The following is a 26408-nucleotide window of genomic DNA, read 5'->3' on the forward strand; positions in this document are numbered from 1 at the left end:
AGGGAATCAGTGGATGCAGATGTCGGCCCACTTCTCGACCGAATAGCGCCCGAGGATCGTCTGCACGAGCAGCACGCCCTTCGTCCTCGCTTCGAAGCGATACGCGGCGCCCGCAGGCAGCAGCGCCTGATGGCCCCGACGCAGCCGCACATAACCCATCGACTGGCCCGACGGTTGGCCCTCGAGTCGCACGCTGCCTTCGGTCTGCGCGTCGACCAGCGGGCCGTCCGACGGCTTGATGAAATAGATATCGATCTCGCCGTCGAGCACGACCGCGAATTCATCGTGCGACGCAGCAAACCACGGCGACGCGCCTTCCGCGCGTAGTGTCTCGATCACGTACTTGAGATTCTTGCCGACGACGACTTTCTCGTAGGGCGCGGCGCGGCTCGCGACCTCGAACACGTTCGACATCGCGTAGTGCTCCGGTTTGCCATTGATGATTTCGATGGAGCCTTTGCGGAAATTGTCCAGGCTACCGAACCAGGTCTGTTGCATGTCTGCCTCCAGTTGATCTAAGAATCCGCGAATGCGTTGCATGGATCGAAGATTAAGTGGCGGCAGGCGCAACAGCAATGTTCTGAGGGTCGGGAAACGCGAACCATGGGTGCTTCAAAATCGCGCCAGGGAAACTACCTGGTGGAGAACCCGGGCGGTTCTCCGCTGGTTCGCCGGTGGTTCTCAGTCTTCGGCCAGCTCCTCGCCGACGCTTTTGGTCTCGTCGTCCGGCGGTGAAATGCCGAGCGCCTTGTCCCACTGCGGTTCGCGCAGATAGCGGGCGCGCAGGAAGTCGACGAAAGCCTTGACCTTGGTGGTCGAGCGGTGCGAGGCGGGATAGACCGCCGACAGCCACAACGGCGGCGCCGCGTACTCCGGCAGCACCCGTTCGAGGCGCCGTTCGAGCAGATCGGCCGCAGCGACCATCGTCGGCAGATAGACGACGCCCGCACCGGCTCGCGCGAACTCGAGCAGCAGGTGCACGCTATTGGTTTTGAGCACCGGATTCAGCGCGATTTCGAAGCACTCGTTGCCTCGCATCAGCGGCCACTTGTCGCCCCATGGGTAGTACGAATAGCGGGCGAAATCGTGCCGCAGCAGGTCGAGCGGCGTTTCGATCACCGGCTCTTCCTTCAGATAACCCGGCGCCGCACACAGCACGCCACGCACGGGAAAGAGACGCCGCTCCACCAGCAGGTTGGAGGCCGGCGGATAGATCTGCAAAGCCAGGTCGAAGCCTTCCTGCACCGGATCGATCACCCGGTCGTTGACGGTCACGACGAACTCGACGCGTGGGTAAGCGGCGCGGAATTCGATCAGTGTTTGCGAAAAATGGCCAAGCGCGAAGCCCGGCAGAACGTGGATATTGAGCGTGCCGGCGAGCGCCTGGGGATCGCCGCGCGAGCGTCCGGACAGATCGTGAACCTTGTTGACCAGTTCGGCGCACTCGCGGTAGTACGTTTCGCCGAGTTCAGACAGGCGCACCGCCCGCGTCGAACGATGAAATAGCGGCACGCCGAAGTGATCTTCGAGCTGCTTGACGCGCGAGGTCACCACCGATTTGGCGACGCCCAGTTGGCGCGCGGCACCGGCGAAGCTTTGCGCTTCCGCCGCCCGCACGAACGCTTCCATCGACATGAACAGGTCCATCTTGTCTCCTCCGGTCACCGTGGCCCGTAGTCCTCCTTGCTTACGGCAAGTGTAGTCTGCTTCGCCACACTGGACGCGGAAACGGCATTAAACACCGGCGCAAGCCCCATGCTGTCGAGCAAACGGCTGAATTCACCGAACCGTTTGTGCAGATACGCCGGCACATCGACATCCGCGTAATCGTAGAAGCCACGCGCATCGCGCAGGCCATCGCGGCCTTCCCGCATGTTGTCGCTGACGATCGCGGCGGGCAGGAAGCGTGGATCGATCGCCCTCGCCAGATAGTGCGACGCATAGTAGAGAATGTCGCAGCCGCCCCAGTCGATAAATTCGAGCAGACCGAGCACGGAAAACCGTAGACCGAAACCGGTACGGATAGCCGTATCGATGTCTTCCGCGCTGGCAACGCCCTCCTCGACCATGCGCGCGGCCTCGTTCATCGCCAGCGCCTGGATGCGCGGCACGATGTATCCCGCCGACGGCGCGCACACCACCGGCACCTTGCCGACCCGGCGCAGCAAGGCGACCACGCGCTCAACGGTCTCTTTCGCCGTGGCATCGCTACGGCTGATCTCGACGAGCGGCATCAGATGAGCCGGGTTGAGCCAGTGCGCGTTGAGAAGCCGCCGGGGATGCACGACCACTTGCTGAAGCTCGGTCACAAGAAACGTCGACGTAGTCGATGCAAACAGCACCTCTGCTCCGGCGTGTTCACATAACCAGGCGAACGCGGTCTGCTTGGCCTCCATCACTTCGGGCACGGCCTCGAAGACGATCTCGCCTTCGGCAAGCCCTTCCAGCGCGCGTTCACGATCCACGATGACGATACGCGCCATCGTCTCCGCTGCCTGTGCCTCGGTGATGCGACCGAACACCACCTGCGTCTGCAACTGCCGCACGATCTCGCCACGCGCGGCAGCCGCAAAAGCGCTACGGGCTGCCGGGTCGCGCTCCTTGAAGTCGATCAGCGTCACGCGCAAGCCCGCATAAGCGAAGGCAAGCGCGATGCCTTGCCCCATCCGCCCCGCACCGAGGATATGAACGTGCTGGATCTCGATGGCCGCGCTCATTGGTCGAAACCCCGTTCGAGAAAGGCCGTCATCGCCGCGCGCGAAAGCGACGCGAGGCCCAGTCGCTCAAGCGTGCGGCCTTCGCCGTACAGGTCGCGCTCCGACACTGCGCTCGCCAGATTCAGCAGACCCTCGGCGACGGGCGTCGGCACCCCGGCCCAGCGTCCCGCCGAAACGAGAAACGACAAACCGAGCCGCGTATCTTCAAGCATATAGCGGTGCGTCTTCAGATCGATGTCCTCGCGCCAGTCGCCGCTATCGGTCAACTTGCCGTGCGCGCCGCGGCCATACATCCACTCGTCGCCCTCGCTCGCGTAGTGGTCGGCGAGCGGAAAATGCGGCGCGCCGTAGCCGAGCGCCTCGCGTACCGCCATACGCTCGCCGTCGAGCACATTCGTTACGCGGCGGATCGACGGTTGCGTGCCTTCGTTGTGGATGTCCCAGGCATCGAAGTGCTCGAGCGGTCCGGCGTTCATCATGATCAATGGCGGGTGGATCACCGGTCCGGCGTTCATCAGGGCGCCGCTCAATGCATCCTCGATCGGTTCGATCGATGGATAGGCCGCCTGCAGCACCGGAACCGCCCACGTCGCAAACCGTGCGGGAAAGACGCCGCTCGGCAGGCGCGTGGCGTACGCGCTCACCACCACATTGTCTTCGCCATGTTTGCGTGCAAGGTACGGCAACGTGCCGGTCTCCGCGAAGGCCACCTCGTGCGCATTGCCCGCCTCGTGCATCGCCTTCGCGAACACATAGCTGCCGAACGTGCCGGGCGGCAGGAATACCACCTGATGGTCCGCGAGAAATGGTGCCAGTTGAGCCGCCAGCGCTTCGTGCGTCGTTGAAGGCAGCGGGATCACGATGAGCCGTGCGCCCTCCACCGCTTCCGCGAGGTCGTCGACGAGACGGATCGCGCCCGGCTGCCCTCCGATCGGCACCCGCCGCTCGCCGCGAAAGTCCTTGACCTTGAGCGCGCCGAGTTCACGCAGCCGCGCCGCGGCGACCGTATCGCGGCGCCACCACGTCACGTTATGGCCTTTTTCCAGCATGTCGATCACGGCCGCATAGCAGCCATGGCCCCCGCCCAGTACGCTGACATTCATCACACTTCTCCTTGTTCGATGATCGTCAGACTACGGGGTCGCCGGCACAAAGACGCTTCACAACACGCAAGCCGCATTCAAATCCGGCAACTCAATGCAAGCGCCGTCGCGCGCCTGATGAACAATCGCGCTATCCGGGTCGATCCGTTCTTGCGCGAAAAAAATGGCCATCGCATGATGAGCGCGCTGCCCGCTCCCCGCTTCGAGGCCCATGAATGGAAATCGCGATTTCACGCAGAAACCGTAACCGTCTGATCGCATCGCACGCCCGCGAGGATATCGAGCGGGAAGTGTCACAGGTGCTCTGTCCGCACCGGATGGAAGTCCCGCACCGCGGCCCGCTCAACGCCGAGCTATACGGCGTCGCGCTCCATCAGGCAATGCTCCTCGAACTCCACTACGGCAGCGAAACCCATATCGATGCCGGCGACATCGGCAATCACTACCTGTTTCGCACCACACTCAGCGGTCAATGCGCGCTGGAATCGGGCGGCGAACGCGTTTCGCTGCGGGCCGGGAGCCTGAGCGTGTCGTCGCCTGCACGCATGAGCCGCATCGTCACGGACCGCGAATGCCGCAACCTGCTCTTGCGGATCGACCGGCAGGCGCTCGAGGTCAAGCTTGCCGAAATGCTGAACGACAGCGTCAAACAACCGCTCGTGTTCGATCTCGCTTTCGACAATGCACACACGGGCACCACGGTTTTTTTGTCGACCCTGCGCTACCTGTGCAATCTGTGCGACCAGTTCGACGAGCCCGCGCAAGAACGGATCTTCGGCCGCGATCTCACGCAGTGGCTGATGACCGTTCTGCTCAGCCAGTTGCCGCATTCGTACAGCGCGACGCTGGCCCGTGCCTCCTCGTCGCCACTGCCGGTCCACGTGCGCCGCGCGCGCGACTATATCGACGCCCACCTCGACGAGCCGCTGCGGATGGACGCCTTGGCGCGCGCCGCCGGTGTGTCGACGCGCACGCTGCAGAACGGTTTCAGCCAGTTCCTCAATAGGTCGCCCGGCGGCTATATCCGCGAACGGCGGCTCGAGGCCGTGCACCGCGCACTACAGACGCAGCCTGAACGCTCAGTGACCGATATTTTCGTCGAGCACGGCGTGCACAGCTTTGGGCATTTCGCCAAGGCATACGCGCGGCGCTTCGGCTGCCTGCCATCGGCCACCGCGAAGCGCATGGTGCGCAACTGACTCTCATGCAGACCGATCCCGCCAATTCTGCCGATCCCGCCGATTCCACCGCTTCCGATCCGCACGAACATGACCCGTTGGCCTTCACAGAGACCACCGGGGCCCCGCGCGTGCGGGACCTCGATCTGAACCTGCTGAAGGCATTTCACGCGGTGTACATCGAGAAAAATGTCGGCCGTGCGGCGTTGCGGCTGGGGATCACACAACCTTCCGTGAGTCACGCGCTTGCCCGCCTGCGGCTCGTGTTTCGCGACGCGCTGTTCGTGCGTACGCCCGGCGGTGTCGAAGCGACGCCGCGTGCGCAGCGCCTCGCGATTTCCATCGATCGCGTGCTGGACATTCTCCAGGACATGCTCGATGAAGGCGCGCAGTTCCGCGCGGCCACGTCGCGCCGCGTGTTCCGCCTGCATATGAGCGACTTTGCCGAAGCCGCGTTTCTGCCGACGCTGATGCGCGAACTCGATACGCGAGCGCCCGGCGTGGTGATCGAAACCCATCAGATCGACGACAGCCAGTTCAACGTCGCGCTCGAATCGGGCCGCATCGACTTTGCGCTCGGGCATTTCCCGCATGCGTCGAGCCACTTTCACCATAGCGAACTGCTGCAGGAGCGTTATGTGCTGCTGATGGCGCGGCGCGTGGCGGAGCAGTTCGAACTGCGGGAAGGCTATACGCTGAATGCAAACGTGCCCGCGGGACTGCACTTCATCGCGGTCACTTCACACCCGCAATCGGTCGAACTGCTCGAACGCTATGGGCTCACCTCGCGCGTGCGGATTGCGGTGCCGAACTTCATGGTGGTGCCGGCCATCCTGAGCCGCTGCGATTACGCGCTGATTCTGCCGCGCACCGTTGCGCGCGCGTTCTCCACGCTCGGTGAATCGGCCGTGTTCGAACTCGAAGATGCGCTCACGTGGCCCGTGAACGCCTACTGGCATCGCCGTTTCGATGCCGATCCCGGCCACCGGTGGCTGCGCGGTGTGCTCATGGAGCTGTTCCGGATCGGCGCCCGCGAGCCTTTCGACAGTTGGCTCAGCGCGCCGCTCGATCTCAATCCGGAAGGCGTACGTAGCGCCTGAACGCGTCAAAAGGGACGCGCCGGTTCATCAGCGCGTCCGCTTGATCGGCCGCCTAGAAGGCCGTCATGATGCCGGCCACCACCGAGCTTGCGGTCGCGCCAGCCTTCGCCACCGATACCCCGCCACCCGCCGCGCCGTTGACCGTGAAGTTCGCGTGCGCACCGTTGCGGATCATCGCCGCGCCCGTATAGAGCACGGTGCGCTTCGAAAGCGGATAGTCGCAGCGCACGCCGAACGAATCTGCATTGCCTTCGCTGTCGGCCACTTTGCGGTAATGGCCGTAGCTCAGCAATACCAGCGAACGGCCAACCGGCACGGTGGCGTCGAGCTCGAACAGATCGTTGTGCGGATTCGAACTGGCGGCGTTCACGCTCGTCGCGACGTCCGGCCCGCCGCGATGACGTAGATAGATGAAAGCCGGTTTGACGAAGCCGAAATCGTACGAGATTGCCCCAAGGGCGTAATTGCCGGCAGCCGTCCGACTGTTCACGTTCAGTGCCGCCGCGCTCGCCGGACTGAAGGTCTGCTGCATGTAGTCGGCGTCGACCGACAGACTGCCGTTCACATAGTTAACCGACGCGCCATAGGTATCGCCCAGCGTCGAAGGAACGTTCGATGCGCCATTCGCTCCGCGCGCGGCGATAGCCCGCACCAGCACGCCACCCATACGGGGCGAGGAATAGCGTATCGAGTTGTTCACGCGCAAAAAGGCCGGCCCGACGAAGTTATTCGCCGCATTGCCCCATGCAAGACCGGCGCCGTCTCCCGGCAAGCTGTAGGTCACGAATGACGTATGCAGCACCGTGTAATTGACGCCGGCCTGCATCGCGCCAAACGGACCCGCCAGCCCGACCCACGCTTCGCGTCCGAACAGCGCGCCGTTGTTGCCGAGCGTGCCGTTGGCCGAGTTGAAGCCGTTTTCGAGCTTGAAGATCGCGCGATAACCGCCGCCGAGATCTTCACTGCCCTTCAAGCCGAATTGCGTCGCGGAGATATCGCCGCTTCCCATCCGCACCACGTGGTCGGGGCCGAAATTCGCGTATTCGATCGACGTGTCGATCCGTCCGTACAAAGTCACGCTCGATTGCGCAAGCGCGGGTGCCGCTGCGAGGCTCAGCAGCGACACGCACCACATCCGTTTGGTCATTCCTTTAGTCCCGGCGAAAGTCTGGTTCTAACTGCCGCGCGGATTTGCCGTCGCGACGCTCGTGTTCTCCGCCTTCCCCAAAGCCTTTCGTTTGATGGAGCGGAAAACGAGGCGAGTCTAGGAACACCAATTTCGAGCGTCGATGAATGCGCACATATAACACTTATAGACAGCGCGAATGAGGTGCGCCGCGCACCGCACAACGGCCTCTCGCGCCTTATGGGACAAGCCTTTCCGGCCGCCCCCTGGGGAAAACTTTAGTGACCCAGGGGAATCTCGCCGTGTGTGCGCAGGCCTTGCGTATATGTTTCAGAAATTTGTTTACATACGCTGCTTCGCAACCTCATTGCAACCTCATCGCAACTTCGTCGAATATCAGGCACAGGAGAACCGGCATGGCCGTATCAACGAGCAATAACCCTGCACGCAGGCGCTATACGTACGAGTGGTACGTCGTCCTGATCTGCATGCTTGCGTATGTATTTTCCTTTGTCGACCGGCAGGTTCTCGCGCTGATGATCGAGCCGATCAAGAAGGATCTGCATCTGACCGACACGCAGTTCAGCCTGCTGCAAGGCTTCGCGTTTTCGCTCTTCTATGCGGTGATGGGCATGCCGCTCGCGTATCTCGCCGACCGCTTCGCCCGCCCTCGCATCATCGCGACAGGTATTGCGTTATGGAGCCTCGCCACCGCGGCCTGCGGCGTCAGCCAGAGCTTCATCCACATGTTCCTTTCCCGCATGAGTGTCGGCGTGGGCGAAGCCGCGCTGTCGCCCGGAACGTATTCAATGTTGAGCGACTACTTCCCGAAGGAGAAACTGGGACGCGCGGTGGGCGTGTACTCGCTGGGTTCATTCATCGGCGGCGGGATGGCATTCCTGATCGGCGGATACGTGATCCATCTGCTCAAGCAGATGACGACGATCAGCGTGCCGCTTCTCGGCGACGTGCGTTCATGGCAACTCACGTTCTTTATCGTCGGATTGCCGGGTTTTCTCGTCGCGCTGCTTTTTATCCTCACCGTGCGCGATCCGGCGCGTCGAGGACTCGTGCGGGACGGCGCCGGCCACGCAAAGCGCGTGTCGATGGGCGACTCGCTGCGCTTCATCGGTACGCATGGCAAGACGTTCACCTGCCACTACCTTGGCTTCTCGTTCTATGCGATGACGCTGTTCTGCCTGATGAGCTGGACGCCCGCGTTCTATATCCGCCACTTCGGACTCACGCCGGCTGAAGCCGGTTACACGCTCGGCACGATCCTGCTGGTCGCGAACACCATCGGCGTGTTCTGCGGCGGGTGGCTCAACGACTGGCTCATGAAGAAAGGCCGCACGGACGGCCCGATGCTCGCGGGTTTCATCGGCGCGGTTGGGATGCTGGTGCCGGCTGTTGCTTTCACACAGGTCGATAGTCTGAACGTGTCGCTTGCGCTGCTGGTCGTTGCGATGTTCTTCGCGTCGTTCCCGATGCCCACTTCGACCGCCGCGATGCAGACGCTCGCGCCGAACCAGATGCGTGCGCAGATTTCGGCGGTGTTTCTGCTGGTTTCCAATCTCATCGCACTTGGGATCGGCACGACGCTCGTTGCGTTGCTGACCGACAAGGTGTTCGGTTCGCCGAAAGTGGTTGGCGACTCGATGTCGATCGTTAATCTTGTTGCCACGCTGCTGGCTGCAGGGTTGTTGTGGTTGGGGTGCAAGCAGTTCCGACTCAGCCTTGCGCGTGAGCAAGGGCAAACGGGTTCGACGGCGGTCACGGCACATCACGACGCCGCAGACGCCGCGCATGCCGGCGGCGTTGCGCCACTCGTGGGACAGTAAGCCTATTCCTGCTTCGGTCTTAACCCGTATCTTTGCACTATCCGCTGATGGAAGAGCCGCCCGCTTTCGGGCGGTTCAGCATTGGACGGCAGTCGGCGAACTGAAGCCGTCCGCCTTCTCGGTGCTTAATGTTGCACGGGAGCCGGCTGTTGGTCCGCGTCTTCTTCTTCGTTTGTCGCGGATTTGGCTGGCGTTTGTTTGGCCGGGCTGGGCTTCGTGGCTGCCGGTGTTTCCGTCGTCGCTATTTGTGATGCCTCTGCGAGAAGGCGCGCTGCACGGCTCGCGGTGATGCGGCTTTGAGGGATGCCCTTCGCGTCGAGCGCGATCACCTGGTATAGCTCACGGTCGCACTCGAGCTCCCGATGATATTGCTCTGCTGTGTCGACAAGCAATTCAAGCATGGTCTGCTGGCGTCGTCTTTCGTCGCTCGTGATGGCAGGATTCCTACACATTGAGGACGCAAGTGTGATCAATGTGTTGAGTTGGCTCAACTGCCGGTTGCAGAGGGCGAAGGTGGAAAGCGCGAGCTTTTCGTACTGGAGCGCGTCGACTGGCGGGCGTGAAGCGGGTTGGGTTTGTTTTGTAGGTTTGTTGCTCATGGTGCGACCTCCCTGGTACTTCCTGGATCGCCCGACACTCGCTTGAGGAAGTGGGTGAGCGGGCACGTGGCGGGTTTGGAAGACCGGGTCAGAAACATGCCGGCGAGCCTCGCGGCTCCCCCACCACAGCCCGCCCATAGAAAACAACAGACGTGCAGGGGTAGACGCACGACCCGCGCGAGCGGGTGTGCGGTTTCTGACTTCAGGCTTCCACACCTGGCCGCCGGGTGTTTCCCGACGGCTTGATGATTATAAATCAAGGCAGCGGCGTAGCGATCAACCAGGCAGGCTAAGTGTTTGCGTTTGGCCGATTGGATTAGGTTTCGTCGGCGGTGGTTGGCGTGTTGTTGTGAATTCGGAGGCCGCAGAGGACGCGGGCGGCTGGTCGTCTCTGCGTCGACAGTCTGCGCGCAGGTGTATCTGGGCTTCGTCAGTGTCTGAACTTGGCGGTCGATGACAGTCCGATCGGCCTTAACGGACGTTCGACTTCCATCTGATTGCAACCGGTCGAATGACTGCTCTCCGAGAACGCGGAGGACTGAAGTCGACCCGAAGCAGACCGTCATACCGCCGAGTGCCCAGAGGCAGAAGTGCGATGCAAAGCAGCCTTTCAGGCTCGCTTACACCCTCCGCCTAGGGAAAGCCAGCGCGGGGAAGTCACTGTCTGCGCAGCAGTATTGGAGGCTGGAACGGTATTGAGGTGCGCTCACATGATCGCGCTAATTTGCCAAGGTACGAATTCGTTTTGTCCGTAACCGTGCTGCTCACTGCGAGAACGGGTTCCCGAGGCGACATCTAGCAGCAATTCGAAAAGAACGCGGCCTAGTTGCTCGATCGTCGCTCGTCCTTCCAACAGTTCTCCGCAGTTCAGGTCTATATCATCAGACTGTCGTTGCCATAGTGCTGTGTTCGTCGCAAGTTTGACGGATGGCGCCGGCGCGCAGCCGTAAGCTGAACCACGTCCCGTCGTGAAGCAGATCAGGTTCGCACCGCCGGCCACCTGGCCCGTAGCCGACACCGGGTCGTAGCCGGGCGTGTCCATAAACACCAGACCGCGCGCCGTGACCGGCTGAGCATATTCGTACACCTCGGTCAGATTGGTAGAGCCGGCTTTCGCAATGCCTCCCAGCGATTTTTCAAGGACGGTCGTCAAGCCACCTGCCTTGTTGCCCGCAGACGGATTGTTGTTCATTTGCGCCCCTTGCCGATGCGCATACGCTTCCCACCACTTGATGCGATCAATCAGCTTCCGACCCACCTCGGGCGTTTCGGCGCGGCGCGTAAGTAAGTGCTCCGCGCCATAGATTTCGGGCGTCTCCGAGAGAATCGCGGTGCCTCCGTGTTGCACGAGTAGATCAACGGCTGCACCAAGCACGGGATTGGCGGTGATGCCGGAATACCCGTCCGACCCTCCGCATTGAAGACCGACCGTGAGATGACTTGCACCGACCGGCTTCCGCCTCACGTTGTTCGCTTCGGGCAACATGCGCCGAACCAGTTCAATACCCTTCGCGATCGTCAGTGTCGTACCACCGCTATCCTGGATCGTGAACGTTCGCAAGCGGTCGTGTTCCCGGAGTCCCTGTGTCTCAAGAAGTCGCGGGATCTGGTTCGTTTCACACCCGAGACCGATGAGCAGCACGCTTGCGAAGTTCGGATGACATGCATAGCCGCCAATCGTGCGCTGCAAGATCGCTAGACCATCGCCTTCAGAGTCGATAGCGCAACCGGACCCGTGTGTGAGTGCCACGACGCCATCGACATTCGGGAACGCGGCCAGTTCTTCGGGATGGAAGTCGCGGCGGAAATGATCAGCAATGGCTCGTGCAACCGTGGCCGAGCAGTTCACCGAGGTGAGGATCCCGATATAGTTCCGTGTGGCGACTTGCCCGTCTGCGCGGACAATGCCCTGAAATGTTGCCGGCTCATTCGACGGAACAGTCGGACGCGCGGCCTGACCGAACGCGTAGTCGCGCGCAAAATCGCCCATCGCAAGATTATGGGTATGAACATGCTGCCCCGCGCGAATTGGCTGGCTTGCAAAGCCGATTACCTGGCCGTAGCGGTGCACCGCCTCACCCTGACCGATGTCATGTGTCGCCACTTTGTGCCCGGGTGGAATCAGTCCCGACACGGTCACTGCTTCCTTGCCGAGCACCATGCCCGACACAAGCTGTTCGAGCGCGATAACAACATCGTCGGCAGGATTGAGCCGTATGACACGAGCAGACATCGACGCGGTGGATGGCTCTGAAGTGTCGGCGATATTCAACGACATGGCACTACTCCTACGTTTCTCAGGGTAAAGGCCGGTCGCGCTTAGCCGCGTGGGATTCGCGCGAAGGGCCATGCAGCGGTCCTCAGATGACGCTTAACCGCTCAGCCAGCGCTCCAGGGCGTTTTGCAGCGCGTGTACTCAAGTTGATAGAGGGTCGTGTCCGGTGCTGTCGCGCCGGCCTGGGGCAATGCCGCGAGTCCCGAAACGAAACGGTCCACCGCTGAACGGACATAGTCTGCCCGGCACCCTTCGACTAACACGATCCATGTCGGTACCTGGGTGCCTTCTGAACGCGCCTTCTTCTCCGCCGTTTCCACCTTGCTGATCTCCTCGTCGGCAAGGCAAAGGTGCACGCCCGTGATACCCGGTAGGTCGACGAGGGGCGGTAGGACGCGCTGACGCACACCCTTCACGACCTCCGCCCGTGCATCCGATGCAACGTCGAAGCGCACAGTCATGAGATTGGCACCCTGCCCAACACCGTCCGAATAGGCCACGTGACAGATTGAGCGTGCGACGCTCCGGAAAGAGGCGACCACCTGCTTGGTCCACGGCGTCGGCGTATTCAGCCGAGAAAGGTAGTCTTGCGCGCCAAGCACCTCGACCGTGTCAGCCTCGTAAAGATTGAAGTACTCGGGACCTGCATCCAATGCTATAAAGCGCCGACCGCGCCTGAACCCTGGAATCCCGGCGCGTTCGGGCATGTGCTCGCGATTGTGCCACTCGTAAAATTCGTCCTTCGCTTCCGGCAGCAGGTCATGCCAGATTGCGACGACGCCCGTTCCAGCAAGGCTCATATCTCCTCCCTTTGACAAATCGAATCGTCTTAAAGTGCCGACGGATACTCGCCGCGGCCCCACGCTGCGCCAAGCGTATCCACGTACTGCACAACCTTTTGTACCTGCTCGCCGAGCCCGCTGCCACCGAGCGTCATGGTGTCGCCTGCTTTCAGGAAGACAGGCGGCTTCTGACCGAGGCCTACGCCAGGAGGCGTGCCAGTAATAATCACGTCGCCCGCCATTAAAGGCATGAAGCGGCTGAGATACGCCACGATGTGCGCGACGTTGAAAATCATCGTGCGTGTGTTGCCCGTCTGACGGCGCGTACCGTTCACGTCCAGCCACAGGTCGAGCACCTGCGGATCGGGAACTTCGTCGCGTGTCAGCAGCCACGGACCAAGCGGAGCGAATGAGAATCCGCTTTTGCCCTTGGTCCACTGGCCTTCGCGTTCGAGCTGATACGCACGTTCCGAAACATCATTCGCAAGACAGTAACCCGCCACATGGTCCAGCGCGTTGGCTTCGTCGATCTGCCACGCGGGTTTGCCGATCACCACGCCGAGTTCCACCTCCCAATCGAGCTTGCGCGCGTCTGCAGGCAAGACGACCGGATCGTTCGGGCCGCTGATGGAGCCCGTGTGTTTGTTGAACACCACAGGTTCGCGTGGGATCGGCGTGTCGGTTTCAGCAGCATGATCGGAGTAGTTCAGGCCAATGCACACGAGGTTACGGACATTGCCGACGCAGGCGCCAAGACGCGTCCCCGCCTCAACGACGGGTAGGCGATCCAGATCAAGTTCGCTCAGCTTTGCAAGGGCGGCTGGCGTTATGGTCGTTCCATCAATGTCGCTCACGATGCCGGTCAGATCGCGGATCGCGCCGCTCGAATCGATGATACCGGGGTGCTCCTGACCAGGCTGGCCAAAACGGACGAGACGCATCTAGTACTCCTATCAAGACAGAAAAGTAATCGGCAATGTGCCGAGATCGCCGAAGCCGATATGCAACTCGCGACCAACTGGCAACTCCAGAACGCCCGCGTAGGACCCGGTGATCACAGCTTGGCCGGCATGCAGCCCGAGGCCGCGGACGCGAAGGAAATTGACGAGCCACACAATCGGCTGGAGCGCACCCCGGTCAGGGTGGCGTCCCGCACACATGACTGGTTCTTCGCCGACGCTGGCCAGACTGACGTCGAATTCGACGGGGAGATCGGCCAGCGTCGCGCCCTCCCGAGATTTAACGCGGGGGCCGATGACAAGGCCGGCATTGAACAGGCCGTCTGCCAGTAGTTCAGGGAACGACAGCGTTTCGGGATGCGAATAACGACTGCCTAGCAATTCGAGCGCGAGGTGCGTGTGCCCGAGAGCGTCGAGCGCTTCAGCTTCGCTGTAGGTTTCGCGCCGCGGCGGCAGGTCGCGGTTCAGCAGGCAGGCCAGTTCCGGCTCCGCCCTTACAGAGACACGCGGAGACCCACTCATGCGACATACATCGCCTCGATGAATATCCGCGTCGTAGATCGGCGCAGCGATGACCTTGCCCGGCTGCGGAAGCGCGCATTTCCATGCGCCGGTTCTACTCTCAAGGGCATCACTCACCTTTCGCTGGATCGCGAAGCCCTCGTCAACCGTTGAAGGCCGCAGTTCAACGGGGAGGCGCTCCACTTGCGTGCCTTGACGGCGCGCTGCGACGAGAATGCTTGCTGCCTTCTCATGCCAAAGGGCGACTCGCTGAGAAGCATGAACTGCGTCCGGCATCTCAGGCCGCCTCGTTGACGTGCCGATCGACGCTCTGTCGCGGCCAGACAGCTCCCAACTTCGCGGATGCTTCGCGCAGTAGCGCGTAAAAGGCGTCGTAACGCTCCGGCGGTATGCGTAAGACCGGCCCAGCAATGCTCATCGTCCCGACTACCGCCCCGTCAATCAGCGAGCGCACGGTCACGGCCATCGCGACGACACCTGGCTCGGCTTCCTCGACGACCAGACCATAGCCACGTTGCCTCGTCAGTTCGAGCTCCGGTATCAATCGGTCGACACTATTAATCGCCTTCGATGTCCCTGCGCCGTTGGGCTGGCCGAGCCCCCCGCGCAGTGCGAGCCCGATTGCTTCGTCGTTTGACATTGTCGCCAACCACACTTTTCCGACCGATGTGGCATGCAATGCGATGGGACTATGCATGGACGGCGAATACATGAGACCGGGCGCCGCGCCTTGAGACGCAGCGAACCACGCGAGTGTCCCTTCATTGACGACCGTCAGCCGAACTAGCTCGTGACATTGCGCTGCGAGTTCGTCGAGAATCGGCTGCACCAGGCCCGGCAACCCGAGCCCGTGCAGGAACCGCTGACCAAGCAAAGAAAGCTTCAAGGTCAAGCGGTACTGGGAGGTCTGTTCATCTTGTTCAGCCCAGCCCTGCTCGCACAGCTGCGCAAGCACGCGATGGGCGGGGCCTTTCTCCAGCTCGAGTTCAGCGGCGATATCGGACATACGCATCCAGCGCGCTTCACGTGCGAGCAACTCGATCGCCTGAAGCGAACGGTCAACTGCTCCCTTGACAACTCTCATAATATGGGTAACATTGTTCTTACTGGAACGGTGTTACAACAATAACGGAACGGCGCCGAAAAGCCAATCCACGACGGAGACAAGTCATGAACGGAAGCACCCAAGCTGAGGCCCATCGTCAGCGCCAGTCGAAGATAGCCGCGGCCAGCGGCTGGATCGGCTCAGCGCTCGAGTACTACGACTTCTTTATTTACGCGACCGCAGCGTCATTACTCTTTCCGCAGCTCTTCTTTCCCTCTGGCAACCCGACGGTTGCCATCATCGCATCACTGGCGACTTTCGGCGTCGGCTATGTCGCCCGACCAATAGGCGCGATGGTGCTTGGCCACGTCGGCGACCGACACGGCCGGAAGACGGTGCTGATTTTCTGCATGTTTTTAATGGGCATTTCGACGATGGGCGTGGGACTCTTGCCCACGTATCAGCAGGCCGGCATCTGGGCTCCGGTGATGCTTGTCACCCTCCGGCTCATTCAGGGGTTCGCCGTCGCGGGAGAGGTCTCCGGCGCCAGTTCCATGATTCTTGAGCATGCACCGTTCGGCCGGCGTGGCTACTTTGCGAGCTTCACGCTCCAAGGGGTGCAAGCTGGGCAGCTCCTAGCGGCAGCGGTCTTCCTGCCCCTCGCGCATTACATGCCGAAGGACCAGTTCGCTTCCTGGGGATGGCGAATTCCGTTCCTCCTCAGTTTTGTCGTTATCATCGTCGGCTACGTCATTCGCCGCCAGGTCGAGGAAACTCCGGCTTTCTCCGAGGAGCAGGCCCATGGCGAAGTTCCTGCCTCACCGGTCGTCGAAGTCCTCCGGCAGAGTTGGGACGATGTCTTGCGCGTAATCTGCATGGCGCTCACCGCCGTCATCGCGCTTCTCGCTACAGTTTTCGGCGCCGCGTATGCGGTCCAGCCGGCCTACGGTATCGGCTTTTCTGCCGGCGTCTTTCTTTTGATTCCGGTTCTTGGCAACATCTGCTCGGTCATACTGATTCCCTTCGTCGGCAATCTCTCTGACAGAATTGGCCGCAGGCCGCCCGTTCTCGCAGGCGTCCTCAGCGCCGGGCTGCTCTCGTTCGCATACCTCTACGCCATCAGCATCCATAACCTCTGGCTCTCGCTGATTCTTTCGATGCTGATGTGGGGCGTTGCCTACCAAGGCTTTAACGGTGTCTTCCCGAGCCTTTTCCCAGAATTATTCCGCACGCGGGTGCGCGTGACGGGAATGGCCATCGGACAAAACGTTGGGACGACGCTTGCTGCACTGACGCCAACACTCTTCGTAGCTGTCGCGCCCCCCGGCTCCACCAATATTCCGCTGAAGATCGGTTTGCTGACGTTCGGCATTTGTCTTGTCGCCGCGTTCGCTGCTTTTACTACGCGGGAGACGTATCGGATCCGCCTCAACAATCTCGGCGACCGCGATGCGGTCCCGGTACCCAAAGTCGAGTACGAGCGCTTGCGCGGCGAAGCGATGGCCGGAGGAATCAAAACTGCCGATGCCCAGGATCTTGCAAATCAGATTCGCTCGTAGCCGTTCTGGCCGGCCCTACTCGTTGCGACCACTGTGTTGGTGCAACTTGGCATGAGCCGAACATAAACGATGCGACTGCGGCGCTTGCAAATCGATTGACACCGCACAAAGGGAACGCACATGCACAACGAAGACACACCCCGTTACGACGGCCCGCGCGAGCTCGCGCAATCTCTAAGCGCGTTTGCGCGCATCAGCGCGGCCGAGTCGCCCTGGAACCAAGAGGGCCTGCGCGCCGACTCTGAGTATCGCGACCTCGGACTCGCCGCGGTGACCAACGGTCGCATCGGAGCGAAACACATTCGTGCGCTGAAGCCGTTCACCGATCCCACTGGCTGGCACTGGCACGACATGACTGCGCACTACCTGTATGTGCTGCGCGGATCCGTGACGTTCCGTTTCGCCGGAGTGGAGGGCGACGTGACGCTTAACGCTGGTGACGGCCTGTCGCAGCCTGCCGGCGTGCCGCACAACGTGATAGGGCGCTCCGACGACCTCGAGGTCATCGAGATTAACGAGCCCGCTGTCTACGGGACTTGGGATCTGGACGTACCGCCGGCGCCTTGGAAGTGACTGTTTATACCCTTGGGGCCTTCTCGAGTGTCATGAGATCGCCAGTTCTCGGCGCATCCGACAGCCGCAGACGGCCCAAAGTCGAATTGAGCGCGTTGCGTCAAAGAGATGCGGTCTTCGTCATCAAAGCGGCTCGGTCGGAGATTGTATGTGTCCGACACGCGCTTGGTACGCCACATTTCCGAGCAGTCACGCAAGACTGCGCCTTCAGCCAACATCGAACACCAAACAGCCATGGATCCACATATCACAGGTAAATCGCGACTTTATGGATTAGTGGGCGATCCACTGACGGCAGCCAAGTCGCCACAATTGTTGAACCAGCTTTTTGCTGAACAGCGCGTGGACGCGGCTTGCGTTCCGTTCTGGGTGAAGGCGGAAAACCTGTTCGAGTTCGTCAGCGGTGCACGAGCGATGGGCAATCTCTCCGGCCTGCTCGTTACCATGCCTCATAAGCAACGGATGCTGGAATTTGTCGATGAACTAGATCCAACTGCCCGTCAGGTCGGCGCGCTCAACGTCATCCGTTGTGAAGCAGATGGACGTTGGGTCGGCGCGATATTTGATGGCGTCGGTTGCGTTCTTGGGATGCAGTGGGAAGGCAACCACCCGGCGAATAAGTCCGTGCTTCTCTTAGGCGCCGGAGGTGCGGGGAGCGCCATCGCATTTGCGGTTGCGTCCGCAGGCGCTAGCAAGCTAACCGTATCCGATGTCGACAGGCATCGGGCTGGCGACCTTGCGGCATCTGTTGCTGCTGAAACCGGCTGCGACGTACGTTCGGGGCCACCCGATCCGCAAGGCTTCGACATCGTTATCAATGCCACGCCGCTTGGCATGAAAGCGAACGATGCCATGCCAGTTAATCCTGAGCGGCTCGCGCCTGGCGCCATCGTCGTCGACATCATCAATGCGTCCGAGCCAACGCCGCTTCGCCGCGCCGCGCAGGCGCGTGGATGCCGTACCCAGGACGGGGGCCCGATGCATCAGGGGCAGGCTGTCTATGCACTTAAGTTTCTGGGATTCGATTACCGCCCCGATGGACGATCAGCACCGGACACGGCCCGCGATGAGTAAAAATTTCAAAGGAGAATACGCATGAGAGTTGCTTTACTGGAAGTCAGTCATTGGCATGTGCCACTCTATCTCGATGCGCTGGACGCTCCCGGGATTGAAGTGGTTGCCGTGTCAGATGCGGAGGATGTCAAGGGCGAGGCAATTGCCGCACGATTCGGAAGCAAGCTGTACTCGTCGGCCTATGAACTGCTCGAGCGTGAGGAAGTCGATTTCGCATTCGTGTTCGGGCGGCATTCTGAGATGCCGGCGCTCGCTGAGGCCGTGATCGCGCGTAACATTCCCTTTGCGCTGGAGAAACCGTGCGGCGTCAACATGTCGCAGATCACCCGACTTCGCAAACTGACCGAGGAAGCCAATCTTTATTGCGCAGTGCCATTGATCTTCCGGATGAGCGAGTTGCTCAGCTCGCTCGAAGATGCGGAGGGGCGCATACCGTCGGACTTCAACTACATGTCGTTCCGTTTCATTGTGGGACCGCCCAGTCGATACGAAGCGGCCGGTGCCGGCTGGGCGCTCGATCCTGTGTATTCCGGAGGCGGATCGACAATCAATGTGGCGACTCACTTCATCGACCTGTTCAGATTGCTCACTGGCAAGGAGATCGTCCGAGTCTCTGCCACGATGAACTCAAGAACGCATCAAACGGCCGTTGAGGACTATTCGCTGCTGACAATGCAAACCGAAGACGGCGTGATCGGCCTGGTGGAGACGGGATACAGCTTTCCCAGTACCGCCGACGAGCAGCGCGAATTTTCTTTCACTCTTGCTTCGAACCGCATGTACGCGAAGTCTGGTCCGGACCGGATCGAGATCCGCGACAGAAATAATCTTTCTGCCGGCACGCGAAGCCGCCGCCTCCAGCTTGAGACCGACGTCTATTACCCCTTGTTTGTCAAGCGTGTGCTCGCCGAAAGTCGGACTGGCGCAAAGCCGATCGCATCGTTGCGGGATGCGGAGCTGATGATGCAAGTCATGGACGCGGCCTACGCCTCGGCCAAACAGGGCGGAGTGTCTATTGAACTGGATCCCGTTTCCTAGTCAGAAATCCGTAGCGTAGGAAAAATGCGAGACAGCCGACCTGCATGCGCCTAAGGATCGGTGTCAATCGTCGCAGCATGGGTAGCTGCTCGCAACCTGATGGATCTAGCGCATTAACGAGGAATTTCCCGCAGGTCCAGTTGTTCTAGTTTCATCTGGAAGCGGTGCGCCGCACACCTACGTTAGTTGTCCGTAATTGATATGACACGCGAGCCGAAGAATGTAGTTGCAAGTAATCCGACGACACCAAGGGTCGATATGAGCGTACTCAAGGCGCTCGTACCGATCCGATAGGGCAAAAGCAATTCACGTGGACATAGAGGAGAATTTAATGAAGGGTTTCTACTTGAACAAGGCCGCCGTTGCCGCAGCAACGGCACTCGCGGCAGTTGCGCCGGCGTTCGCTCAAAGCAGCGTGACGCTCTACGGTATCGTCGATGATTCGATCGTTTATCAGAGCAGCCAGACGTCGCTCGGTTCGACGAGCGGTGGTCGCTCGAACGTCAAGATGGCATCGGGCATCTGGGCGGGAAGCCGCTTCGGCCTGAAGGGCGCAGAAGATGTGGGCGGCGGCACCAAGGCCATCTTCCAGTTGGAGTCGGGCTTCAACATCAACAGCGGCGCGCAGCAATACGCGAGCGCGATGTTCGGCCGTCAAGCCTGGGTCGGTCTGACGAATCAGACCTTCGGTACGCTGACATTGGGTCGTCAGTACACGTCTTACTACACACTGATGGCGCCGTACAGCCCGACGAACTGGCTGACCGGCTACTTCGGCGCGCACCCGGGCGATCTGGACGCATTGGACACGATCTACCGCGCGAACAACTCGATCGTATATACCTCTCCGAAGCTCTACGGCGTGACGGTCAGCGGCTCGTACTCGCTCGCAGGCGTGCCGGACAGCGTGTATCGCGGTTCGACGTGGTCGGCGGCGATCCAGTATCAGCAAGGCCCGATCGGCGGTACGGTTGCGTTCTCGCGCATCAACAACTCGACCGTCGGCGGCGGCGTCTACGGTACGGATTCGACGATGAATACGGCTGGCCAGTCGGGTGTGTCGGCGGTGACGAACGGCTATCAGGGCGCGCAGGCGCAGAATCGCTTCGCGGTCGGCGTCGGCTACGTGTTCAACAGCGCGTGGGATATCTCGGCGACGTACACGAACGTTCAGTACATCCCGGGCGTGCTGTCGAAGTTCACTGACGAGCAGGTTTTCAACACCGCCGGCACCGTGCTGCACTGGAAGCCCACGACGGCATGGGACTTCGCTGCAGGCTACAGCTACACGTGGGCGAGCAAGGCGAACGGAATCGACGACGCAGCGTCGTACCACCAGTTCAACCTGTCCCAGTACTACGCGTTGTCCAAACGTACCGGGTTCTACGCACTTCAAGCGTTCCAGCGTGCGAACGGCCGTACGCTCGCCACGCCGACGTTCCCGGGTGGCCCGACCAACCACTCGATCGCCGCAACGGCATCGATCGGCGACGGCTTCCAGTCGACTCCGTCGTCGTCGCGCAGCATGTTCGCAGCAGGCGTGGGTATCGTCCACCGCTTCTAGCGTCACCAGAGTTTTATCCTTATTGCGGCTACGGTTGCCACCACTTTCAATGCACATTGGATCCGTTCATGACCTCATATTCCAGCTATCTGCCTCACGATCTCGACGGTGCCCTGCTCGTTGGCCGCGTGTGGCGTCAAACGAAAAACGGCGCGGGACCGTGCGTCGTTGCGGTTCGCGGCGGGGAAGTATTCGATATCTCCCGCATCGCACCAACAGTGTCCGATCTTTTCGATCGCCAGGATCTCGTAGAACTCGTCCGGCAGGCTTCCGGCGAATCTCTGGGTCATGTCGGCAATCTGATCGAAGCCACCGTCGCCGCACAACGGAAAGACGATCAACCCTACCTGCTGGCTCCCTGCGATCTGCAAGCCATCAAAGCCTGTGGCGTAACGTTCGCCGTTAGCCTTCTTGAGCGCGTCATTGAAGAGCAGGCAGGCGGTGAAGCTGCGAAGGCTGAGGAAGTGCGCGCTGCGATCACGCGTCTGATCGGCACCGATCTGTCGAAAATCAAGCCCGGCTCAGAAGCTGCCGCCAAGCTTAAGGAAGAGCTGCAGCGACTCGGTGCATGGTCGCAGTACATGGAAGTCGGAATCGGTCCCGATGCAGAGGTATTTTCGAAGTCGCAGCCTATGTCTTCAGTCGGACTCGGTGCCGATATCGGCTTGTTGCCTGCTTCGAAGTGGAACAACCCAGAGCCGGAGATCGTCCTCGCAGTCAACAGCAGGGGCGAGGCGGTGGGCGCCACACTGGGTAACGACGTCAATCTGCGCGACATCGAAGGCCGCTCCGCCCTGCTGCTGGGCAAATGTAAGGATAACAACGGCTCATGCGCGATCGGCCCGTTCATTCGCCTGTTCGACGGACGGTTCACACTGGACACGATTCGAGAAACGAGTGTTTCGTTGCGCGTGGAAGGTACCGACGACGGCTTCGTGCTTGAAGGCATCAGCCATATGCGGGAGATCAGCCGTGACCCTCTTGACCTGGTGAGTCAGACCTGGGGCAAGCACCATCAGTATCCCGACGGCTTCATGTTGTTCCTCGGCACGATGTTCTCTCCGATCAAGGATCGCGATGCGCCGGGTGGCGGCTTTACGCATCACCTCGGCGACCGCGTGACGATCAGCGCCCCTCCGCTTGGCGCGCTCGTCAACACCGTGTGGCTGTCGACCCAAATCGCTCCGTGGACATTCGGCGTGCGTGCGCTGTACGCCAATCTCGCCGAGCGCTCGCTGCTGAACCTCGGTTGATCAAGCAGATATATACTCACTGACGGATTTACGATGACGCAATTCAAGAACTTCATTGGCGGCGAATGGGTCGATGGCAACGACTTCGCTCCTAATGTGAACCCTTCGGACACGAGCGACGTGATCGGCCATTTCGCACGGGCCAGCGCAGATCAGACACAGAAAGCAATCGCGTCTGCACGCTCAGCCTTTCGCACGTGGTCGCTCAGTACCCCACAACAGCGCTTTGACTTGCTCGACCAGGTCGGCAGCACCATCCTTGCGCGCAAAAACGAACTCGGTAAGCTGCTGGCACGCGAGGAAGGGAAAACGCTCGCCGAAGCAGTCGGCGAAGTGGGACGCGCCGGACAGATTTTCAAATTCTTCGCGGGCGAGGCATTGCGGGTCGGCGGCGAGATTTTGCCGTCCGTCCGCCCGGGACTGACGGTCGAAGTCACACGCGAACCGCTAGGCGTCATCGGTCTGATCACGCCGTGGAACTTCCCGATCGCTATTCCCGCCTGGAAGATCGCGCCTGCGCTCGCGTATGGAAACTGCGTGGTCATCAAGCCGGCGGAACTCGTGCCGGGGAGCGTATGGGAACTCGTCAAGATCATCGCCGAAGGCGGTGCACCGGCGGGCGTAATCAATCTCGTCATGGGCACGGGTTCGATCGTCGGCGAAACACTCGTCAAATCAGCTGACGTGGATGCCATCAGCTTCACGGGCTCGGTTGGGACCGGCCAGGCGATCGCCGCGAAATGCGTCGCCACCGGTAAGAAATTCCAGCTCGAGATGGGTGGCAAGAACCCGATGGTCGTGCTCGACGATGCCGATCTGGACGTCGCGGTCGAGGCCTGCATCAACGGCGCTTTCTACTCCACCGGCCAGCGTTGTACCGCATCTAGCCGCCTGATCGTGACGAGCGGCATCCACGACCGTTTTGTCGAGGCCATGCAGGCGCGCATGCGCAGTCTCAAGATTGGTAACGCGCTGGATGCATCGACGCAGATCGGTCCCGTTGTCGACGCCAAACAGCTAGAACAGGACGAGCGTTATATCGAACTCGCACGTGCCGAAGGTGGTTCGGTGTTTGGCGGTGACCGTGTTCCCTCGGCGACCGAAGGATTTTTCCTGGCACCTGCTCTCGTAACCAACACGACCTCGGCGATGACGATCAACAGGGAGGAAGTGTTCGGCCCTGTCGCTTCCGTCATCAAGGTCGCGGATTACGAGGAAGCGCTTGCCGTAGCCAACGACTCGCCATTCGGCCTTTCCGCTGGCATCTGCACCATGTCGCTGGCCCATGCGAGCCATTTCAAGCGTCACGTACAGGCCGGTATGGTAATGATCAATACGCCGACAGCGGGCGTCGATTACCACGTTCCGTTCGGCGGGCGCAAAGGTTCGAGCCTGGGTCCCCGTGAACAAGGCACCTATGCGCGCGAGTTCTATACGATAGTGAAAACCGCTTACATCGCTCCCGGGAACGTTTGACCAAGCGATAAAAATCCGCGATAAATCGCCGATCCCTATGACATGCGCGAGTTTCCGCGAGTTCGACACCCCCGCACGGGCGGCGTGAACGGTAACCGGCTACCCGGCAGCCGGTTACACGGCAGCCGATCACATGGCGGTTGAATGCTTATACAGTCAGCTGTATCGAGGAAACGTTCGACGGCCGCAGATCACCGAGAGGATGGCCACGTTCGAAGGTCCGCTGATCGGTTTGTAGCAGCCGCTCGAATGACAATCTTTGCGCGACTGCGAAAGGCTGTTAATGGCCGGCTTCTGCCCGATGACGCCACACGCAAACTGCCGGGAGTCGAACCTCACGTGACGTAGCTGCAGGCCCCCTGGTTCCACGACAGTTGGATACGGTCGGGCGGTCGTGGCCGCGAAGCGACCTTTATGCGTGCCCCGTCACGAACTTTTTCGTCGCGTGATAGCCGTGCTTTGTTGCACCGGCAACGGCATGGCCGGTCGTCTTCGCACCGCGGCCGACCGCGTGCGTGGCATCGCGCACAGCATGCCCGCTCGTCTTTCCGGCCGTCTTGACATCGTTCTTGAACTCATGGGCACCTGTAGCCAGGCTCGCATGCGCCAGCGGGCTGAGCACGGCCAGTACGAACAGGAAGATCGAAATTCCCGTCTTCTTCATCACTCTGATTCTCCCATGCAAGAGATGCCACTCTACGCTTCGGCCAGAATCTGTTGGATAACTTGCTCGAAGGCTCCGACGGGTTGTCCGCCGCTCACCAGATAGTGACGATTTAAATGATCGCCGGCTCTGACTGGATGCCCATCGCCTGGTATCGCCGTTCTTCCGCACGACCCTCATCGGCATAGTCTCCGCTTTGCAGTACGGCACGTCCCTCCGCGGCGTCGAGTCCCCGCAAGTGATGGAAGACCACTTGCGTCCGTCGCGATGATCATCTCACTCTTCCATTCACCACGCGGACCCGGTTTGAAACACATCCACCACAACACGGGTATAAGGACGAGGCCTTAGAATATGACCTGGCCCGCTATCACCCTTGTTGCGTGAATCCTTGCCGCCGAGCGGAAAACGTTGTGCGTCGGGAAGATCTGGACTGCCGATCGAAACTGTTCATTGCGGCGCCGATCTTTCGGTTCTCAACAATAGGTGCCCCGGTCAGGGCAGTGGATTGGAACCGTCTTAAAGAATGCCGTGCCTGTATTCGACTAGAGCGACGCGTTCGTCAACGGAGCCGGTGCCGCAACAAAGCTATCTTCGCCAGCCGTGCCCGTAACCGCCGAAACCGATGCCGACATCGACGGAAGGCGCTGCGTAGTACGCTGGCGCATATCCATAGGCCGGCGCAGGCGCATAGCCGTACGGCGGAGCGACAATGCAGCCTGACAGGCTAGCCGCAAGCGCAACGACACACAAAAGTCTGATCATGGTTTTTCTCCGTGCGCAGATTGTAGATGGCGGGCGCATTCTGATTCGCAACGAAGTGTGTCCGAACGTAACCGGTCGGGCACAGACATTTGATCTGTTTGCCAATTGGCGTTTGCGTGTTCGCCTGGTTGTGACAGTTGGCATTCGTCGTGAACGCGGCATGAACTACATCACTGGGTAGACGACGCGTTCTCAGCAATGCGGAATGACCAGTAAGGTCTGGACAGCTGCCGCTCAGGTCGGGGCGCCGGTTGGTCCCTTGTGGCCGACCCGGGACGAATGGCGACCGTCTCAGGTCGACCCACTACGGCCTGTCAGCTTCCTCGATAACGGACGGTCGCGCGCCTCTTGAATGAAACGAGAGATTGTTGTCGTCGAATAAACTGAGGGACGCCCCAAATGCTGTGCGGCCCTGCGGAAACGTGCCACCGAAGTCTTCCTCGCGGCTATTCGTCAGTCACCGATTGCCCCGTTCTTCGAACGGCACAAACCTTCTCCGCATCTAGCGTTGGAGTCATGCGATAGGCAACTATTTGCCTGTAGCGTTCATCTTGGTCCCAGAGGACTGCATAAGTGGTGCCCCGCCAAGTCCCGAAGTAAACGAATGCGCCCGCGCAGTACCCTGCTTCCTGAGAGAAGCTGTCGAGGGTTGGATTGCTTACTAGCCTATAGCCATCCGCAGCGCGGTCCAAATAGGTATCGCGCACGCAAGTGGCGGTGCCCACGTAACGGGCCATTCTTACAATGGGATTCGCTCTTCCGCGGATTGCTATGTCGGTCACGTACCCCGTCCAATCCGCATATTCAACCAGTTTGGTTCGGATGGCGTCGGCGGAGCCCGGCGCAGCGTTCTCCCAAAACTGGTCAGCCCGAATCTGCTTTGCGGTGCAGTCATGAAAACACAGTACCCGCGAGCCCAAAATCGAAATATCGACATGTGGATGCTGCCGTTTCAACTGGGACAATGACTTTTCAAAGTGCTCGCACACTGCTTGCGCATGAACAATCGCGCTGTAATTTCCGAGGCATGCCAGCGACGCTGAAGCAATTATGGCCTTCATGAATATGCGCATGTGCGGAGTACCCGTTCGAATGTTCAGTTTCGTAGCCCCACGCCGATTCCTGAGGCGAGTTGAACAGATTGAAAATCATCTAGCGGACCTCCTGCCGCCGCCCTGCCGGGCGACGGGGTTAA

The 26408-nt window shown here is 60.6% G+C and carries 24 protein-coding genes and 1 pseudogene; 10 read left to right on the forward strand and 15 right to left on the reverse strand.

The window, feature by feature from the left end; translation table 11 throughout:
* Positions 1-6: 6 nt before the first annotated feature.
* The 4 genes from M0D64_RS31280 to M0D64_RS31295 form a co-directional block, all read right to left on the reverse strand.
* Positions 7-498: a hydroxyquinol 1,2-dioxygenase gene (locus M0D64_RS31280; RefSeq protein ID WP_154566122.1), complete on the reverse strand. Its 492-nt coding sequence runs from the start codon at positions 496-498 to the stop codon at positions 7-9.
* A 183-nt stretch (positions 499-681) separates the two neighbouring features.
* Positions 682-1647 carry a LysR family transcriptional regulator gene (locus M0D64_RS31285; protein WP_093645125.1) on the reverse strand — a complete coding sequence of 322 codons (966 nt, stop codon included), beginning with the start codon at positions 1645-1647 and terminating at the stop codon, positions 682-684.
* Between the two features lie 14 nt (positions 1648-1661).
* Positions 1662-2717 (reverse strand): 3-hydroxybutyryl-CoA dehydrogenase, encoded by a 1056-nt coding sequence (locus M0D64_RS31290; RefSeq protein WP_266260622.1) that lies wholly within the window; start codon positions 2715-2717, stop codon positions 1662-1664.
* Positions 2714-3820 (reverse strand): NAD/NADP-dependent octopine/nopaline dehydrogenase family protein, encoded by a 1107-nt coding sequence (locus M0D64_RS31295; protein WP_266260623.1) that lies wholly within the window; start codon positions 3818-3820, stop codon positions 2714-2716. The genes M0D64_RS31290 and M0D64_RS31295 overlap by 4 nt, the downstream gene beginning before the upstream one ends.
* Positions 3821-4035: 215 nt before the next feature.
* Between M0D64_RS31295 and M0D64_RS31300 the strand changes: the two genes are divergently transcribed.
* Both M0D64_RS31300 and M0D64_RS31305 read left to right on the forward strand, forming a co-directional pair.
* Positions 4036-5019, forward strand: coding sequence for an AraC family transcriptional regulator (locus M0D64_RS31300; protein ID WP_266260624.1), 984 nt, complete (start codon positions 4036-4038; stop codon positions 5017-5019).
* Between the two features lie 5 nt (positions 5020-5024).
* A complete protein-coding gene (locus tag M0D64_RS31305) occupies positions 5025-6098 on the forward strand; it encodes a LysR family transcriptional regulator (protein ID WP_266260625.1) in 1074 nt (357 codons plus the stop codon).
* Positions 6099-6150: 52 nt separating this feature from the next.
* Here M0D64_RS31305 and M0D64_RS31310 read toward each other — a convergent pair whose 3' ends face one another.
* On the reverse strand, positions 6151-7245 hold the full coding sequence (locus M0D64_RS31310; protein ID WP_266260626.1) for a porin: 1095 nt from the start codon (positions 7243-7245) through the stop codon (positions 6151-6153).
* Positions 7246-7640: 395 nt separating this feature from the next.
* On the opposite strand from M0D64_RS31310, the gene M0D64_RS31315 reads away from it, so the two are divergent.
* Entirely contained in the window at positions 7641-9065 is a 1425-nt protein-coding gene (locus tag M0D64_RS31315; RefSeq protein WP_266260627.1) for an MFS transporter, read from the forward strand.
* Between the two features lie 125 nt (positions 9066-9190).
* On the opposite strand, the gene M0D64_RS31320 is transcribed toward M0D64_RS31315, so the two are convergent.
* The 6 genes from M0D64_RS31320 to M0D64_RS31345 all read right to left on the reverse strand — a co-directional run bounded on the left by M0D64_RS31320 (position 9191) and on the right by M0D64_RS31345 (position 15286).
* The gene (locus M0D64_RS31320; protein ID WP_266260628.1) at positions 9191-9664 is read right to left on the reverse strand and encodes a hypothetical protein; all 474 of its coding nucleotides are present in this window, start codon (positions 9662-9664) and stop codon (positions 9191-9193) included.
* A 706-nt stretch (positions 9665-10370) separates the two neighbouring features.
* Positions 10371-11942 (reverse strand): UxaA family hydrolase, encoded by a 1572-nt coding sequence (locus tag M0D64_RS31325; protein WP_266260629.1) that lies wholly within the window; start codon positions 11940-11942, stop codon positions 10371-10373.
* Between the two features lie 101 nt (positions 11943-12043).
* Complete coding sequence (locus tag M0D64_RS31330; protein WP_154562594.1) at positions 12044-12739, reverse strand: hypothetical protein; 696 nt, start codon at positions 12737-12739, stop codon at positions 12044-12046.
* A 29-nt stretch (positions 12740-12768) separates the two neighbouring features.
* The gene (locus tag M0D64_RS31335; RefSeq protein WP_266260630.1) at positions 12769-13662 is read right to left on the reverse strand and encodes a fumarylacetoacetate hydrolase family protein; all 894 of its coding nucleotides are present in this window, start codon (positions 13660-13662) and stop codon (positions 12769-12771) included.
* Between the two features lie 12 nt (positions 13663-13674).
* Entirely contained in the window at positions 13675-14478 is an 804-nt protein-coding gene (locus M0D64_RS31340; protein ID WP_154562590.1) for a 2-keto-4-pentenoate hydratase, read from the reverse strand.
* A 1-nt stretch (position 14479) separates the two neighbouring features.
* Positions 14480-15286, reverse strand: coding sequence for an IclR family transcriptional regulator (locus M0D64_RS31345; protein ID WP_171927816.1), 807 nt, complete (start codon positions 15284-15286; stop codon positions 14480-14482).
* Between the two features lie 86 nt (positions 15287-15372).
* Between M0D64_RS31345 and M0D64_RS31350 the strand changes: the two genes are divergently transcribed.
* The 7 genes from M0D64_RS31350 (at position 15373) to M0D64_RS31380 (ending at position 23784) form a co-directional block, all read left to right on the forward strand.
* Entirely contained in the window at positions 15373-16806 is a 1434-nt protein-coding gene (locus M0D64_RS31350; protein WP_266260631.1) for an MFS transporter, read from the forward strand.
* Positions 16807-16926: 120 nt separating this feature from the next.
* Positions 16927-17379: a cupin domain-containing protein gene (locus tag M0D64_RS31355; protein WP_266260632.1), complete on the forward strand. Its 453-nt coding sequence runs from the start codon at positions 16927-16929 to the stop codon at positions 17377-17379.
* Between the two features lie 150 nt (positions 17380-17529).
* Positions 17530-18453, forward strand: a complete 924-nt coding sequence (locus M0D64_RS31360; protein WP_266260633.1) for a shikimate dehydrogenase — start codon at positions 17530-17532, stop codon at positions 18451-18453.
* Positions 18454-18474: 21 nt separating this feature from the next.
* Positions 18475-19491 carry a Gfo/Idh/MocA family protein gene (locus tag M0D64_RS31365; RefSeq protein ID WP_266260634.1) on the forward strand — a complete coding sequence of 339 codons (1017 nt, stop codon included), beginning with the start codon at positions 18475-18477 and terminating at the stop codon, positions 19489-19491.
* 331 nt (positions 19492-19822) lie between these two features.
* Positions 19823-21055 (forward strand): porin, encoded by a 1233-nt coding sequence (locus tag M0D64_RS31370; RefSeq protein WP_266260635.1) that lies wholly within the window; start codon positions 19823-19825, stop codon positions 21053-21055.
* Positions 21056-21123: 68 nt separating this feature from the next.
* A complete protein-coding gene (locus M0D64_RS31375) occupies positions 21124-22308 on the forward strand; it encodes a fumarylacetoacetate hydrolase family protein (RefSeq protein ID WP_266260637.1) in 1185 nt (394 codons plus the stop codon).
* 33 nt (positions 22309-22341) lie between these two features.
* Positions 22342-23784, forward strand: a complete 1443-nt coding sequence (locus M0D64_RS31380; RefSeq protein WP_266260638.1) for an aldehyde dehydrogenase family protein — start codon at positions 22342-22344, stop codon at positions 23782-23784.
* 412 nt (positions 23785-24196) lie between these two features.
* Here M0D64_RS31380 and M0D64_RS31385 read toward each other — a convergent pair whose 3' ends face one another.
* From M0D64_RS31385 to M0D64_RS31400, 4 genes and pseudogenes are all read right to left on the reverse strand, one after another.
* Complete coding sequence (locus M0D64_RS31385; protein WP_097391515.1) at positions 24197-24448, reverse strand: hypothetical protein; 252 nt, start codon at positions 24446-24448, stop codon at positions 24197-24199.
* A gap of 32 nt (positions 24449-24480) precedes the next feature.
* Positions 24481-24680 (reverse strand): annotated as a pseudogene (locus tag M0D64_RS31390) (DsbA family protein); the annotation flags it as partial.
* Positions 24681-25036: 356 nt separating this feature from the next.
* A complete protein-coding gene (locus tag M0D64_RS31395; RefSeq protein WP_179839262.1) occupies positions 25037-25213 on the reverse strand; it encodes a hypothetical protein in 177 nt (58 codons plus the stop codon).
* A gap of 446 nt (positions 25214-25659) precedes the next feature.
* Positions 25660-26274 (reverse strand): hypothetical protein, encoded by a 615-nt coding sequence (locus M0D64_RS31400; protein WP_266260640.1) that lies wholly within the window; start codon positions 26272-26274, stop codon positions 25660-25662.
* Positions 26275-26408: the final 134 nt, after the last annotated feature.

Origin of the sequence: Paraburkholderia sp. WS6, assembly GCF_030464835.1 — a bacterium.
GTDB lineage: Bacteria > Pseudomonadota > Gammaproteobacteria > Burkholderiales > Burkholderiaceae > Paraburkholderia > Paraburkholderia madseniana.

Bases quoted from the DNA above. Each gene is read 5' to 3' on its own strand.
- M0D64_RS31280 (WP_154566122.1), bottom strand. From the start codon at position 498: ATGCAACAGACCTGGTTCGGTAGCCTGGACAATTTCCGCAAAGGCTCC.
- M0D64_RS31285 (WP_093645125.1), bottom strand. From the start codon at position 1,647: ATGGACCTGTTCATGTCGATGGAAGCGTTCGTGCGGGCGGCGGAAGCG.
- M0D64_RS31290 (WP_266260622.1), bottom strand. From the start codon at position 2,717: ATGAGCGCGGCCATCGAGATCCAGCACGTTCATATCCTCGGTGCGGGG.
- M0D64_RS31295 (WP_266260623.1), bottom strand. From the start codon at position 3,820: ATGAATGTCAGCGTACTGGGCGGGGGCCATGGCTGCTATGCGGCCGTG.
- M0D64_RS31300 (WP_266260624.1), top strand. From the start codon at position 4,036: ATGGAAATCGCGATTTCACGCAGAAACCGTAACCGTCTGATCGCATCG.
- M0D64_RS31305 (WP_266260625.1), top strand. From the start codon at position 5,025: ATGCAGACCGATCCCGCCAATTCTGCCGATCCCGCCGATTCCACCGCT.
- M0D64_RS31310 (WP_266260626.1), bottom strand. From the start codon at position 7,245: ATGACCAAACGGATGTGGTGCGTGTCGCTGCTGAGCCTCGCAGCGGCA.
- M0D64_RS31315 (WP_266260627.1), top strand. From the start codon at position 7,641: ATGGCCGTATCAACGAGCAATAACCCTGCACGCAGGCGCTATACGTAC.
- M0D64_RS31320 (WP_266260628.1), bottom strand. From the start codon at position 9,664: ATGAGCAACAAACCTACAAAACAAACCCAACCCGCTTCACGCCCGCCA.
- M0D64_RS31325 (WP_266260629.1), bottom strand. From the start codon at position 11,942: ATGTCGTTGAATATCGCCGACACTTCAGAGCCATCCACCGCGTCGATG.
- M0D64_RS31330 (WP_154562594.1), bottom strand. From the start codon at position 12,739: ATGAGCCTTGCTGGAACGGGCGTCGTCGCAATCTGGCATGACCTGCTG.
- M0D64_RS31335 (WP_266260630.1), bottom strand. From the start codon at position 13,662: ATGCGTCTCGTCCGTTTTGGCCAGCCTGGTCAGGAGCACCCCGGTATC.
- M0D64_RS31340 (WP_154562590.1), bottom strand. From the start codon at position 14,478: ATGCCGGACGCAGTTCATGCTTCTCAGCGAGTCGCCCTTTGGCATGAG.
- M0D64_RS31345 (WP_171927816.1), bottom strand. From the start codon at position 15,286: ATGAGAGTTGTCAAGGGAGCAGTTGACCGTTCGCTTCAGGCGATCGAG.
- M0D64_RS31350 (WP_266260631.1), top strand. From the start codon at position 15,373: ATGAACGGAAGCACCCAAGCTGAGGCCCATCGTCAGCGCCAGTCGAAG.
- M0D64_RS31355 (WP_266260632.1), top strand. From the start codon at position 16,927: ATGCACAACGAAGACACACCCCGTTACGACGGCCCGCGCGAGCTCGCG.
- M0D64_RS31365 (WP_266260634.1), top strand. From the start codon at position 18,475: ATGAGAGTTGCTTTACTGGAAGTCAGTCATTGGCATGTGCCACTCTAT.
- M0D64_RS31370 (WP_266260635.1), top strand. From the start codon at position 19,823: ATGAAGGGTTTCTACTTGAACAAGGCCGCCGTTGCCGCAGCAACGGCA.
- M0D64_RS31375 (WP_266260637.1), top strand. From the start codon at position 21,124: ATGACCTCATATTCCAGCTATCTGCCTCACGATCTCGACGGTGCCCTG.
- M0D64_RS31380 (WP_266260638.1), top strand. From the start codon at position 22,342: ATGACGCAATTCAAGAACTTCATTGGCGGCGAATGGGTCGATGGCAAC.
- M0D64_RS31385 (WP_097391515.1), bottom strand. From the start codon at position 24,448: ATGAAGAAGACGGGAATTTCGATCTTCCTGTTCGTACTGGCCGTGCTC.
- M0D64_RS31395 (WP_179839262.1), bottom strand. From the start codon at position 25,213: ATGATCAGACTTTTGTGTGTCGTTGCGCTTGCGGCTAGCCTGTCAGGC.
- M0D64_RS31400 (WP_266260640.1), bottom strand. From the start codon at position 26,274: ATGAAGGCCATAATTGCTTCAGCGTCGCTGGCATGCCTCGGAAATTAC.